A 14,765-nucleotide genomic window follows, 5' to 3' on the forward strand; every position below is an offset into this window, starting at 1 on the left:
TTATCACTGCCCCTTTGCCGCCCAAAGGCTAAACAAATTTGCCAGCAGATACCCCTCCTCACAGGGATGTAATTGCACGTCAAAATGTACTAATAGCGAAGCATTAATCGCTTGCAAATGAGAAAAGATTCTCGATTGACGCACTTCCATCAGCAGTTCAATATCCATTGAACTGATTTGTTCTCCCCGGCGTGAGCGCATTAACGCGTTGGCCATATGTGTTATTACTATTTCTCCTAACGCATTCCTGACAGGAATTTCCCAATCGTTTTCAAGCTGAGCCACAACTTGTAACATGCCATCATGAATATCCTGATCAATGACTTTTCCCTGATAGAGCAAATTCAGTCGATTTTCCATTCGTTAACGCCACCTATGCTAAATTAATAGCTTGGGTCCTGCTGACCTGCCAGTACACGTTGTTGATGAACTAATAACTCTGTTGTATTTACCATCGTACGTAAAAGTTGTTGCATCAGAATGTCATCAGCTCTGGTTAAAATCACCGCTTCAGAGGCTCGGATAAAACATGCACTTCCATGGAGCGGTACTGCAATAAGCTCCCTGGAACTGAGTTCAACTTCTCTGCTGACGTTCCAGATCACGGCATCAATGTCACCTTTCGCTACCTTATACAGGCTCTCGTGGTAAGAAATATCCACCAACGTGATATCCTGCCCGGCAAAGTACACTTCAGTCATGATTTTCTGGTCGGCAGAACGATGATCCAGCCCAACACGACGGATGTTATGTTCACCTCCTTTGCGATAAATCAGTTGGTGTGCACCAACATAGGTATGTGGTCCCAATTCAAGTACAGTACAAACATCACCTTGTTCCAAATAAGTTTGCGCCGCCAAATGTGATACCACCGCCAAGTCATAAATACCCTTACGCAAGCATTCCACCCTAGCATCTGAACCTCTCATGTGGGCGAAGTAAAATGGAATGCCCTCAAATTGCGCTTTCAGACCGCTTGCCAGCCCCTCATACAATCGGGTATAAGGCAGCGGCATTGCACAAACCACGTTACTAATATCAGCATGGGCTAACAGTGCTTTGTGATCCATACTGACCAAATAGCTACCATTGCGCCCCCGTCGTTCCACATAAACCGCGCCAGAACTCTCCAGTTTTTTTAATGCAAACTGAACTAACCCAACAGATAATCCATAGTCAGATGACAGCTCTTCAATCGTTTTCAACCGATTACCACAGCGCTCACCTAGCAGATAACGTGCCAGGCATGCTTGTGCAACCCCCTCTTTTTTAAGCAGCCCATGACTCATAATAATTCTTCATTTTTTTGAATATATTTATATCCAATTTAAGGAGGCAAATAACAATCGGAAAATAGCAAAAATGCGAATGAAGTCACGAATAAATAGGTAATTTTCTGAAATTTCAATGATTTTAGTTCGATAACTAATAATTTCTGTTTTTATGTTTTAGTTGTGGTCGTTTCTGGACGCTTAAGCAGTGCATAGATCAATCCTGCCAACAAAGTACCGGCGATAATCGACATCAAATAACCCAGTATTGGTGTGATAGCACCTGGAATCAACAGCACAAACAGACCACCGTGCGGTGTCATTAATTGCGCACTTATTGCCATAGAGATGGCTCCCGTCACCGCACCACCAACGATACAACATGGAAGCACACGTATCGGATCACGAACAGCAAAGGGAATCGCGCCTTCGGAAATAAAACATAAACCTAACACCAATGCGGCTTTACCACTTTCCCGCTGAACGTTATCGAACTTCTGCCGGGCAATCAGTGTCGCCACTCCCATAGCCAGCGGGGGAACCATCCCCGCTGCCATAATGGCAGCCATTGGCGCGTAGGTTTGCGAGCTAAGCAAACCGACACCAAACGCATAGGCAGCTTTGTTTATCGCTCCCCCCATATCAGCACACATCATTCCGCCTAAAATGGCTCCTAGCAGGAGTGCGTTGGTTGTCTCCATATGAGAAAGCCAATACGTTAGCCCCGCCATGATACCGGCGACGGGTTTACCAATAACGTAAATCATAATCAGGCCGGTGATCAGGCTAGCAAATAGCGGAATGATCAAGATCGGTTTCAATGCTGCCATACTCTGCGGCAATTTCACTTTGGTGTTAAGCAACTTCGCTACGTAACCGGCGAGAAAACCCGCAATAATACCGCCAATAAATCCCGCGTTCGTGCTAGTTGCCAACATGCCGCCAATTAAACCGGGTGTCAGACCTGGGCGATCCGCGATCGAGAAAGCAATGTAACCAGCCAATATAGGGACCATCAGATCAAAAGCTGAGCTACCACCGATTTGCATTAACGCCGCCGCCAATGTACCCGATTCTTTAAATGCAGTGATGCCAAAAGCAAATGACAATGCAATGCACAGGCCACCCGCCGCCACCATCGGTAACATATAAGAGACGCCCGTCAACAAGTGACGATAGATACCGGTATTCTCTTCCCTCCGGTCAGTTTTAACATTTTGCCCTTCCGGTTCGAAAAGCCTGGCTTCGACTAGCGCTCTATCAAATTCTTGCGCTGTTTTCTTCAACGCCAGCCCGGTGGAGGTGCGGTACATCGGTTTTCCGGCAAATTTCGCCAGATCTACGTCAATATCGGCAACGACTAGCACCAGATCCGCTTTTTCCACCTCTTCCGGCGTAATAACATTGCCCGCACCTACTGAGCCGCGCGTTTCCACCTTTACCCACCAACCGCGCTTTTTGGCTTCGGTTTCGATGGCCTCCGCAGCCATAAAGGTGTGCGCTACCCCTGTAGGACAAGCAGTCACCGCGACAATCCGTTTTGTATCACAACTGATGTCAGTTGCCGGTATCTGATACGGCTTCGCGTCAGCTTTTGCCTGCTGAAAGAAATTTTTCGGCGCATGCAATGCCTGTTCCGTGTCGCCGAGATAAACAAGCTTACCGTTCAATGTGTTATCGGTGGGGATGCGACTGCCAGTCACGACCACCAAATCGGCCTCTGCTGGATTTTCTGTTAGTATCAGTCCGTTTTCCGCCGCAGCGGCACTGAGGATTGTTTTCACCAGATAACTTCCGGCAAGTCCGAGTGAAGAATCAACGATAAGCAGCATTTTCATTATGCTTCTCCTGCTGTTAGCTAAAAGGGTTGTAGATCGACGCGCGCCATTATCACGGCAAATTGGGGATTTCTACTCTCGCGGCCCCTCCCCCAAACCGGAAGTAATCGCTTCACCAATGGCCGCTATCGCCTGCTGCGCATCATCACCATTGGCAGTAACATGAAGCCGATGGCCTTTTTTAGCGCCCAATGCCATGATTTTCATCAGACTATGGCCGTTTATCGGTTGACCGGCACCATCAAGATTGATGATGGTAATTTCACTGGAAAATTGCCGGATAACATTAACCAACAGAGCACCTGGGCGAGTATGTAAGCCATGTTCGTTGCACAGGACAAATTCCCCGCTGGATATGGCGCTCTGCGCCAGTACGCCACTGGTCAGTAATGTCAGCACTGTCGGCGCATCAGCTTTCAGCAAACATTCCGCTTTTTGTGCTAATAGCAAGTTACTTAAGTGGTGCAACACATTTAGCGGTTGGTCGTCAGCAATCGCAACCGTCAGCAACATCACCACCGGCTCGTTATCCCGCGTGAATAATCGGCTCACTGCCACAGCGCTGGTTAAGTTACCGTCGGGGCTATCACTGAGCCAAATGCCCTGCCCAAGATCCAGGGGTTTGCTGTTAATCACTTTGCTGACAAAGGTCGTATCTACGGCCCCCACTTGCTGTAACCGCCCGGCATTCAATGCCTGTAATGTCATCAGATCGCGGGCATTAACATCTAACGTGATCAAGCTGGTATCGAATTTAAACTCAGCCTGCTGAACTTCTCCCATTAGCAAGCTATGCAGTACCTGTGCTGACTCAATAGTTTTCAGCTGCTCTGCAATACGATCATCACTCAGTAAGTGTGTTAACTGACGCAGTAGTGCCAAATGCTCATCGGAACGCGCGGCGATACCAATAACCACATAACACATCGCGCCTTGATCCCATTCAATACCCTGCGAAAAGTGAAATACCTGTACATCGGTTTTCATGACCAGATCACGGGTATCTAGCGTGCCATGCGGAATGGCGATACCGTTGCCAAGGTAGGTGGAAATTTGCTTTTCACGTTGCAACATGCCGTCAACATAGGCATCACTGACGTTACCACTCGCGGCTAACATGGCCGCCACTTGGCGAATGGCATCTTCTTTACTGGTTGCAATTGCACCAGTATGGATATTTTGCAGAGCCAACTGGAACATAATTTTCTCCCTATTACCAAAAATAGAATCGTTTCAGTTTACGTAGAGAAAAAAACATTAAGTCCAATAAAAGAAAAAAGAGATAAAAAACTGAAACGTTTCAACGAGTGTGGAACATGACTAATTTTCATTCAATACTTATGTGAAATAAAATCGCAATTTTTTGAGATTACTCACATTTTTCCTGCCATCGTTTTTTTTCTATCTTCGGTTTAAGAGATTTGGTAAACCAATAACTCACGTGCCATTAATGAAATCATTGGCCGTCAATCAGTAAGAAGGAGAGAAGTTAGCTCTACAGATGGTTTTTATGTATGCGCCTTAACAGGCGCATACATCAGAATCACTTATTCAATTGAACAAGCATTTTCCTGTGGGACATAATCAAAGTGTAATTCCCGACTCCGATTCCTTTTTACACCCCAAACACCGTGGAAACGCTCTGCATTACTGGCAGTATACCGCACAGTATGGCGAATATTGCTGTGCCCAAGATAATCTTGTATCAACCGAGTATCTATTCCCCTATCTGCAAGTGCAAAACCACAGGCATGGCGCAACATGTGCGGATGAGAACCTACGGAAATATTAGCCAATTTCCCTAACTGACTAATAATCCTCTTACCGGATCTTGTCCTTCCGGGTGATCACCTTTGGCATGTTTTGACAATGCCGCTGAAATCTCTTGAGGAGATTTACCTGCATTTAACATAGCGGTACCCAGACTGGATGCTGACCGACCGTAATCCATCATTCCTTTGGGTAAGCTCAGGGCATTATTATCCGCAACAAGTAGAGTATCCAAACTCGCGATCATACTGGCTGGAATTAAGTAGCTAAGGATCTGAAGAGGATTTTCTTTTGCGAATTTCTTCTATCTTCGCCAATACCCAAATTCCAATTCCAATTCCAATTCCAATTCCAATTCCAATTCCAATTCCAATTCCAATTCCAATTCCAACAGGCAATCCTGCACCAACTCCTACTCTCCCAGTGTAAATAAAATCATTCCAATGATAATTAAAATAACCATTTTCAAAATAATAAAATGCAGGTACAGCTAACCCTGCAATAAAGGCCAAAAGAAAAATAAACGATGTCCAGTAAGCTGTAAGTAGGATAAAAGCTTTTAATCCTATTCGTTTATTTTCCATTTTTAGCTCCATTTTCTTTTATCTGGTTTTCAATACCAGTGCCTATTACTGTACCTACAACAGTACCTCCGATAGCCCCACCTATTTCTGACGCTACAGGACTGATAACGACAGGAGCCAGTTTATCTGTAATTATTTTTCCACCTTTAGCACCTGCTACAGTACCAACAGCCGCACCTATAACAGCTCCAGTTGCATCTTCACCTTTAAGCTTGCTACCTAGCCAAGCTCCACCAATATTTACCCCTTCTGTATATATCAAACCTTTACCTTGGGTTAATGCTCCCACTCCGGCAGCTATAAGCGTGTCAGTATAACTGTAACTCTCGTTTGGTTTCATAGTGATAAGCTGTTTTCCGGTGTCAGATCTTGCACCAAGTAAAGCTCCACCCACTACGGCTGCGGTCCCAGCAACAGGCGCAACTAGAGTCCCTCCTACAGCAGAAGCACCTGCTCCCCAAGCGACTAACAATCCTCTTGCCGGATCTTGTCCTTCCGGGTGATCGCCTTTGGCATGTTTTGACAATGCCGCTGAAATCTCTTGAGGAGATTTACCTTCATTTAACATCGCGGTAGCCAGACTGGATGCTGACCGACCGTAATCTGCCATGCCTTTGGGTAAACTCAGGGCATTATTATCCGTTATAATTTAGTGGATAATAAAGTAAAAATCCTAACTCAAGACTGGGATTCTGTATTAATTCTAAGACTGTTATAAAAATCTATAATGCTATTTAGATCAGTATTCCATTCAGATATTTTCATTCCGTCTTCATTGTGCGTAGTACGCGACTCTATAAAGTTATTTATCTTCTCTGGAGTAAAACCTGGACATTCATCTAAAAAGAGGATGCTATTTTGCAAGAAAACCTCCTCACCTGCAAAATATATGACCCAAACAAATATGAAATTTGTGTAATCGGGCTCATACATTGATACAGCTAGCGCCACAGGCTTTTTACTGTGTATACCCTCCTCAAGAGAAGCTCGCCAACTCCGCTTGTAATCCTCAAAGCTCCAATAAGATAAAGGTATATGAACTGTTTCTGTAAATGTATCAATAATAATTGTTACAGGTAGAACTAGCTCATTGTTTTCTCTGATGGGTGCATCACCGGGAAATATACCAAACATCAATCAGTCCTTAACTCTGTTCAGATCACTATCGTAAGTCCCCATTCGCTTGCCTCTACGGTCAAACATTTTCCAACCATTAGTAACATTATGGCTATCAACATCGGGAGTAATATAGGTTTTACCATCAAAAAATACAGGTTGCCCATGTGAGTTAAATGGTGCTTTAGGAGGAGCTATTCTCCGATCAAAGCCTAATTTCCCTGCTGCCTCTTGTGCTTCTTTTCCTTTCAGAGCCAGATAAGCTAAGTCGTCTTTATTTGGCTCTTCCGGAATCGGCGTAGTTGTGGTATTCCCGCCAGTGTCCGGCTTACCTTCCGTATTACCGGTATGATTTGACGCAACACCAGACTGGTTTTCCTCATTGCCTGTATGGTTCGGTATACTACCCGGCTTTAACTGTTGGTTTCCACCGGTATGATTAGGATATTTCCTCAGCCAAAGTTGGTCCGGTCATCAATCAGATGGTGGCGTCTTAATTCTCACGACTTCCTTTCAAACGGGATAAGATCCAAATTCCTATTCCAGTCGGTATACCTGTTACTACCCCTTTTTCTACTGAAAAAACAACATCATCATGCCAACTAAAGATGAATGTTTCATTTTTCAAATAAACTAAAATCGCAGCACACATGCATCCTGATAAGACCACCATAATCATAATAATTGTGCAGGATAACAGAAGAATCAGTAATGACTTTAAATGAGTTATCATTTCGCTCCTCCTGATTTATCCAGCTTATCCTCAACTTTACTGCTTGTAACTTCACTGGTTATAGCACCACCAATAGCCCCTATAGTACTTGCCGTTTTATCTGATACTATAAGGAAATATTTATTTCCAGCGTCGATTACTTTTCCTCCAGCAGTACCTACAACATTACCAACTGCTGCACCTACTACCGGTGCAAGAGGGTTTTTATCCTGTAGTTTTGCCCCAACATAAGCACCTGTTATACTCGCCACTTCTGTAAACCAAAACCCTTTGCCTTGCGTTACCGCCCCCGTTCCCGTGGCTATCAGTGCATCAGTCATGTTCACAGAACCATTTGTAAGCTGATTACTAATGTTGGCTGTTCCACTGATTAGACCTCCAGCAAAAATACTGCCTACCGTTGCTCCCGATGGCAGCAGCACCGGTGCCACTACTGTGGACATCCCCGCGCCCCATGCTGTTATCAATCCTCTTACCGGATCTTGTCCTTCCGGGTGATCGCCTTTGGCATGTTTTGACAATGCCGCTGAAATCTCTTGAAGAGATTTACCTTCATTTAACATCGCGGTAGCCAGACTGGATGCTGACCGACCGTAATCCGCCATGCCTTTGGGTAAGCTCAGGGCATTATTATCCGCTGCATTCTTCCCTGTCTGCGCCCCAGTGAGGGCACTGACGGTGGAGTCACCAGCAATACCGCCTGCCAGTCCTGCTGCTAGGGTGGAAAGGGTGCTGATAGTTTGCTTCTGCTCCTCCGTTAACTCACTGACTTTGGCCCCATCACCGTAAAGTTGCTTTATCAGGACCTGCGCGGCCAGTTCCCCCGACGCCGCACCTGCGGCACCCGACAGGGCATTGTTACCGCTCACTTCCGCCGCCACCGCCCCTAAAATCGCATGGGCCAGCGTATTGGTAGCGATATCCACCTGATGGGTTTGTGGGTCCGTCGTCAGCGCTTTTATCACCCCGGCCAGATACGGTGAAGCGCCTCCGGCCAGCGCCTGACCGAGGTTGTTCCCTGCCAGCCCCTGAATCGCTGCCGTGGCGGCCTGTAACGCTTTCTGATAGGTTCCGCCAGTCCCAAAGCCCGAGTCATTCAGCGCCTGCGTGTAAGCGGTGTCATAAACTTGCTTATTGATATCCGCTGGCGAGGGGTCTTTATTACCTGCGTTGATCAACTTTTCTCTGGCCGCGGCTTTGTCCGGTTCACTGATATGGTCCAGCTTCGCTTTCGCCGCTTTGGTGGCGATAATTTTCCCTTCGGTACGGGCTATCTCGGTCATCTGGGCGCTGAGTTCGCCAATCAGTTGCGCCTGTTTCAGCCGTTGCTGTGCTTTTTCCTTATCAAATATTGGACTGAGGACATTCGCGGCATTATCGGTATCGCGGCTGAGGGTCGCGACATCCTGCGTCTGGTGCGCTTTGTCCCGAATAATCAGGTTGCCCTCACTGACCGCAGCGTGCGTGGTGCTGCTGTCATGGCCCTGGTTATGGGAACCACTCAGCCCATTGACCGCCAGATTATTCAGGACCTGACCGGCGGTCGGTTGGCCCAGGCTGACGCCCGCACTTTGCTGCTCAACAGTAAAATCCGCTTGATTTTTAATATCTTTAAAGCCCAGCGTCCCGGTGTTCAGGGTGTTTTTGGTTTTGTCAGCGTGACTCGCTATCACCGCGCCGTCCAGTTGGGTGTGGTCACCGACGTTAACCTGATAGCCGCCTTTGCCAGCAAACAGCCCGGTCTGCTCCTGCACGCTGTCATAGTTGCTGTGTAGTTTATTGCGGCTGGCATTGAGGCTCGCGGTACCATTGGTGAGGGGGCCTACAGTAACATTGGCCCCGGCGCTGGCATTCTGTTGTTGGCTGTCATAACGCTGGCTGTCCTGCTCGCTGCTGAGGGTCAGATGACGTTTCACCTCGGCAGTAATCTGCTCGCCGCTGACCTGAGCGCCTTTTAACGTCGTGTCCCGGCCACTGTTCAGCCCGACGCTCTGTCCCGCCTGTAACGTGGTGTTAGTGTGACTGACGCCGTTGCCGTTTTCATGACCGTTGCCCCGACTGACATTGGCCGAGACGTTCAGGCCGGTGCCCCCCGGCCCTGCGGTCAGGCCCACGCCCAGCGAGCTGCCGTGACTGCTGTTCTTGCCGGTAGTCTGTTCGGTGTTCTGGCTGGAGGAGAGCTGAATATCCCGGTGAGCATTCAGTTGCAGGTCTTTACCCGCCTGTAACTGGCTGCCCTGAATACGGATATCGCCATTCTGGCCTGATGCGCCTTTGCCATCCCCTTTGGCGGTTATGGTGAGGTTATCCCCGGCCGTGAGACGGCTGCCCTGTTGAGTGGTCTGGCGGTGCTGCTGTTCTGAACGGGAAGACTGGCGGCCATAGGACAGGCTCACCCCGGCCAGATTATTATTGCCTTTGTCGTCACTGCCCTGAGCTTCCGCCAGTCGGCCAGCCTGCGCCGCCTGCACGCCGCTGAGGGCGGCTTGAGTGTTTTGCAGGGCTTTTACTCGCGGGTCACTTTCAGTGCGGGCGGCTCTGGCTGTTTGCACCGCGCTGTTGACGGCCCCGCCTGCTGTACCACTCAGCGCCACGGTTAAGCCGCTCTGTTTTTGTTCGGTTTTTGTCGTGGTGTGATGGCGATTTTCCGCGCTGGTGATATCGACCTGTTGACCAGTCAGCGTCAGGTCTTTACCGGCAATCACCTCGCTGCCGTGAACCCGGAGTTGTTCTCCGGCGTTGAGGGTGACATTGCCCTGGCTGCTGCCGACCGTGCTGCCTTTGCTCAGCTGGCTGTCACTGTCGGTGGTGACTTTCTGGCTGGCTTTGCCTAAGGTGAAGCCAATCCCCCCGGTCCCCATCAGGCCCGATTTTTTCTCCTGCCGCAAATGGGTTTCATCGTGCGCTTCGGCGGCGGTGGTGACGGTCAGTTGATGACCGGCATTCAGGCTGACATCCTGCGTGCCCGCGACATTGCTGCCGAGGATATTCAGGTCTTTACCGGCCTGGAGATTGACCTTATCGCCACTGAATGTGGTGCTGAGCGCCTGTCGGTCATGCACTTCGTCGTGGGTTTCCACTGACGACTTCGACAGCCAGCCTTTGCTGGTTTGTTTACTGTGCTCCACTAAGTCGGATGAGGCCGTACCGGTGGTCAGCGTCAGGTTATTCCCGGCCTGCGCCGTCAGTTGTTGACCGGCGTTAACGTGGGCGGCAGTGGCGTTCAAATCCTGCCCGGCTTGCAGGGTCACCTCACCGGCGCCGGTTATCTGGCTGCCGATATCCTGTTGCTGGGTCAGATGGCGATAGTTATCTTTCCCCCAATTCCCTTGCTCTGTGCGGCGCGTGCTTAAGGCGTCCAGCGTCAGGTCATGGCCTGCCGTTATCTCGGTGTGACTGTCTTTACCGGCATTCTTGACGTCACTGGCGGTTAATTGCACATTGTTGATGGCGCTCAGCGATAAGGCGCCCTTATCGTTCCGCACATAGATGCCTGCCGGACGGTCTAACCAACGGTTAGCCTCATCCCCGCGCACCGTCGATGCGCTGATGATATCGCGGCCTTTCAGAGTCACCCGGTCATCCCCCTGAATCTGGCCGCCCCGGTTGGTGAGCGTCTGTTGGGCCGCTAAATCCACTTTGCCGCCGCGAATAAAGCCGCTGTTGGTTAGATTGTTGGCGGTCAGTTGGGTGACGTCACGCCCGCTAATTGTGCCGCTGTTAGTGATATCGCCCTGACTGTTGAGCGCCACGGTATTCCCGGCCAGCAAAGCGCCGTCACTGCGCAGATCGCCCTGACGGACGCGGGCGTAAACCTGCGGCACGGTGACCACCTCGCTAGTGCCATCCGGCAAGGTGACGGTTTGGTTAGTCAACCAGATAATGTCTGAGGTCAGCAACGCCATCTGTGCCGGGCTTAAGGCGACGCCCGGCGTTAATTGCTGCTGTTTGCCAAAAGCGACACCGGCATCCATCAGCGCTTTAAACTGGGCTTCGTCGTTGTTGTAGCCCGGCAGATAGCGCTGGCCGGTCAGTTGGGTGATTTGGTCACGCACCAGACGCTGTTCGTAGAACCCATCGCCCAGGCGTTTGTGAACCAGCGCCGGGTCGTGCGTTAACTGTTGCCGCATGTAGTCCGAGCCGAGCCACTGTTTATACTGGGTAAATTTCGGGTCGGTCTCGACCAGATAGTGGCTGTCACTGCCCGGTTGCACGGTATACAGGCTGTTATTCGGCAGGCGGGTATCGGGCGTCACCACGCGTATCACCGGGTCGACTGTTTGCCCTTTGACGGTCTCCGGGGGCAAACTCAGTTCAAACGGCTGACCGGGCGGCAAGACCAGTGGCTGATTTTTGATACCGTTCACCGGCGTGACCGCTGTGGGGGCAGAATGTATCTGACCGGTTTGTCGGTCGGTAATCGTGATATCGGTACCCTGTGGACGGGTATGCGCCTGCCAGGCCAGCGTTTTCAGGTCAATCGTTTCTATCACTGGGGCGGGGGCATAATTGCTGCGGCTTTTTCCCTGCGAGGTTTTGGTGCCACCGAACCCGAACTTTTTGTGTTTGGTCTTTTTGGCGTACCAGTGAGTTTGGCGACCTTTATCGGTGGTGATACGTTCGCCCTGAGTGGCAATATTGTGCAGTTCGCCGATTTCTCCATCCAGCGCCCCGCCGGCGACAATCTGGCTGTCGTGATTAGTGACCTGCGCACTGTTGAGCGTGATATTACCCCCGGCCAGAATTTTACCGGGGTCACTCTGTTTAACCTGAGTTTCCTTGACGGTCCGGGTGTACTGATATTCGTAAAAGTCATTACTGCGGCTGCCATCCGGCATGATGGCATCGTGCACTTTGTATTTATTGTGGCGGGAAGTGTCCACCTGTGACCAGTCATAGCGAGTGGTCTGGCCGCTTAGTACCGCGTCGTGATGCTGAGACTTTTCCGTTTCGACGACCTGAGTGACCAACCCGGCGTTGGTGTTGTTAATCTGGTCGGCATTCATCTTCAAGTGGCGCCCGGCTTCAATCGTCGCCGCGTGGTTATTGAGCTCTCGTGCCTGACCGGTAGCCGTCAGGGTATTATCCAACCGGCCGCCGATGCGCATGTCGCCCACGCTGTAAATCTGGGCATGGTGACTGTTGTTCAGTGTTCCGGTGCCAATATCCAGCCGGTCACGCGCCGCAATGACGGCGGCTTTGCCGTCCTGCGCGGTGTTATTCAACGTGCCCGTCTGGAGGGCGAGCCGGTCCCCGTAAATGCGCCCGGTGCCGGTATTGTTCAGGGTGTTAGCCGTGAGATGGGTCAGGCCGCCGTCAATCAGTCCGGTGTTGTTCAGGGTATCGTGAGCTTGGATTTGCGTTTGCCTGGCGCTGATTTCACCGGAGGCGCTGTTAGTGAGATCCTGTGCGTCAAGATGCAGCGCCTGACCGGCTTTTATCTGGCGGTCATTGATAAGATTACCGGCCGTTTTCAGGGTCAGATTGCCATTGGCCGCGGTGTTGCCGGTATGATGAAAATCCTCAGTTAAGGTGACCGCCATATCGCCCTGCGATAACAGTTGGCCGTCCCCACTCAGGCCGTGTGCGTTAATCGTGGCGTGCTCCCCGGCAATCAGCGTGCCTTGCCGGTTGTTAATCACCAGAGACGTAGGACGGGTCTCGTCGTCTACGGTAAGCTGTTTGCCCGCGGAGATTAACCCCTCAGCATTCTCCAGCGTGTGACTCACCTGAGCTTGCAGGTGATTGGCCGCCCGTAAAGCGCCCTGGGTATTGTCCACCTGTTGAGCGTTGACCGTCAGGTTTTGCGCTTCCACTCCGTTATCAACCTGCGCTGTTTTCCGGTTAATCAAGCGAGCGGTGTTCAGGGTCAATTGCTGACCGCCACGGATAAGGCCGCCGGTGTTATCGGTTTGGGTCTTAACATTCAACACGGTGTTGCCCACCGCCTGCACCTGCCCATGACGATTGTCGAGCTGGTGAGTGTTCAGGGTTAACGTGTCGGTGGATAACAGTTTGCCGTCCCGGTTATCCAGCGCGGCGTGTCGGGTGTCAATAGCCAACTGTCCGCCTTGCAGATGACCGTGGCGATTGTCCAGTGGGCCGCTGGTGATAGTGGTCTTGCCCTCACCCATAATCTGGCCTTGTTGGTTATCCAGTAACTGGCCGTCGGTATCCAGAGTCAGGGCGTCGGCGGATTGTAAAGTGCCCTCGCGGTTGGTCAGTTGTCGGCTGTGAATGTCCAGCCCGCTATTTCCGGCAATCTGTCCCTGCGTATTATTAAGCGCAGTGCTGGTCAGCACGGTTTTGCCGTCCGCCGCGATTATGCCGCCAATGTTATCAACAGCGCCGGTGTGCAAAGTTAAGTGTCCGCCGCTTAACAACCGGCCCGCTTTTTGGTTGGCATCACGGGTATTGGTGAGCTCGTGACCATGAGTATCAATAGACATCTCGCGGCCAGCCTGTAATAACCCCGCGGTGTTGTCCAGATGACCGCTGTTGACCGTCAGGGTGTCTTCGGCTATCACCTGTCCGGCGGTATTGGTGAAGGGATGGCCTGTGGTCTGGCTGTCAATGTTTTGTGCCAGCAACATCCCCTGCGTGTTATCCAGGGTCTGACTGGTGGTGGTCAGTCGGGTTTTGGCTTCAAGATGACCGTTAACGTTTTGAATAGTTTTGCCAACGGTGAGGGTGGCGCTGTCCCCGGCGGCAACAATGCTCCCCCGGCGATTATCCAGTTGAGTGGCGCTCAGTTGGAGCGCGTGGCCCGCTTCCAGCCGACCTGACTGATTATCCAGCGTGTCTTTGACCGCCAGTGTCAGCGAGCCTTTTTCGGCGGCCACTATGTTGCCGTGACGATTATCGACGGTCGTTGCTTTAAGGTTCAGGTTGCCGTTGCCCGCAAGGGTACCGCGCTGGTTATCCAGCCTCCGGGTGGTGAGGGACAGGGTATCTTTGCCCTGTTGTTGCATCACGCCGCCTTGATGACTGAGGGTGTCAGCGTTGACGGTTATCTGCCCGGCCTGAGTTTCGGCGTGGTTGAGTTGCAGTTCACCGGCCTGTATCGTCAGGGCGCCATTGGTGAGCAGTTTGCCCTTATCACCCAGCCACCGTTGGGTATTGAGCGATAATTGCCCCTGACCGGCCAACTGCACCGTCCCCTGGTTGTTATCGGCCTGATGCGCGGTCAGATGCAGGTCCTCGCCCTGACTGGCAATAGTGCCCTGACGGTTGTTAAGCTGGTCAGTAGTGAGGGTCAATTTCCCCTGATTGAACACTGTCCCCTCACGGTTATTCAGGGTACGGGTATGGAGCGCCAGTTCACCAGTACCGGTCTGGTTAATTTTTCCCTGATGATTGGATAAATCCGGCGTCGTGAGGTGGATTTCCTTCGCCACTAACTGGCCGCCGTCGTTGTTAAACTGGCCCGGCGTTTTCGCCGTCAAACGGTCGG

At 50.8% G+C, this 14,765-nt stretch carries 10 protein-coding genes and 2 pseudogenes; all 12 read right to left on the reverse strand.

All coding sequences use genetic code 11. The features are described from left to right. Window positions 1–3 precede the first annotated feature (3 nt). Window positions 4–360, reverse strand: a complete 357-nt coding sequence (locus AAC155_RS17100; protein ID WP_113043461.1) for a PRD domain-containing protein — start codon at window positions 358–360, stop codon at window positions 4–6. Between the two features lie 23 nt (window positions 361–383). Continuing rightward, the gene (gene yhfZ, locus AAC155_RS17105) at window positions 384–1,289 is read right to left on the reverse strand and encodes a GntR family transcriptional regulator YhfZ (protein ID WP_112876922.1); all 906 of its coding nucleotides are present in this window, start codon (window positions 1,287–1,289) and stop codon (window positions 384–386) included. A 152-nt stretch (window positions 1,290–1,441) separates the two neighbouring features. Then, window positions 1,442–3,109, reverse strand: coding sequence for a PTS fructose transporter subunit IIBC (gene fruA, locus AAC155_RS17110; protein ID WP_113043462.1), 1,668 nt, complete (start codon window positions 3,107–3,109; stop codon window positions 1,442–1,444). A gap of 72 nt (window positions 3,110–3,181) precedes the next feature. Continuing rightward, a complete protein-coding gene (gene fruB / locus AAC155_RS17115; protein WP_113043463.1) occupies window positions 3,182–4,309 on the reverse strand; it encodes a fused PTS fructose transporter subunit IIA/HPr protein in 1,128 nt (375 codons plus the stop codon). 347 nt (window positions 4,310–4,656) lie between these two features. Next, a pseudogene (locus tag AAC155_RS17120) lies at window positions 4,657–4,884 on the reverse strand (tyrosine-type recombinase/integrase); the annotation flags it as partial. Window positions 4,885–4,910: 26 nt separating this feature from the next. Further along, on the reverse strand, window positions 4,911–5,114 hold the full coding sequence (locus tag AAC155_RS17125; RefSeq protein WP_228902248.1) for a hypothetical protein: 204 nt from the start codon (window positions 5,112–5,114) through the stop codon (window positions 4,911–4,913). A gap of 31 nt (window positions 5,115–5,145) precedes the next feature. Next, a complete protein-coding gene (locus AAC155_RS17130; protein WP_158536591.1) occupies window positions 5,146–5,463 on the reverse strand; it encodes a hypothetical protein in 318 nt (105 codons plus the stop codon). After that, window positions 5,453–6,073, reverse strand: coding sequence for a hypothetical protein (locus tag AAC155_RS17135; protein ID WP_228902252.1), 621 nt, complete (start codon window positions 6,071–6,073; stop codon window positions 5,453–5,455). Before AAC155_RS17135 ends, AAC155_RS17130 begins: the two co-directional genes overlap by 11 nt. 68 nt (window positions 6,074–6,141) lie before the next feature. Then, entirely contained in the window at window positions 6,142–6,597 is a 456-nt protein-coding gene (locus AAC155_RS17140) for a hypothetical protein (RefSeq protein WP_113043465.1), read from the reverse strand. Window positions 6,598–6,600: 3 nt separating this feature from the next. After that, entirely contained in the window at window positions 6,601–7,035 is a 435-nt protein-coding gene (locus tag AAC155_RS24540; RefSeq protein ID WP_113043471.1) for a toxin C-terminal domain-containing protein, read from the reverse strand. A gap of 37 nt (window positions 7,036–7,072) precedes the next feature. Further along, window positions 7,073–7,312: an immunity protein gene (locus AAC155_RS17145; RefSeq protein WP_113043466.1), complete on the reverse strand. Its 240-nt coding sequence runs from the start codon at window positions 7,310–7,312 to the stop codon at window positions 7,073–7,075. Between the two features lie 617 nt (window positions 7,313–7,929). Beyond that, window positions 7,930–14,765: pseudogene (locus AAC155_RS17150) on the reverse strand (hemagglutinin repeat-containing protein); the annotation flags it as partial.

The sequence above is a fragment of the Photorhabdus sp. HUG-39 genome (genome assembly GCF_963878365.1).
In the GTDB taxonomy this organism is placed as follows: Bacteria; Pseudomonadota; Gammaproteobacteria; order Enterobacterales; family Enterobacteriaceae; genus Photorhabdus; species Photorhabdus kayaii.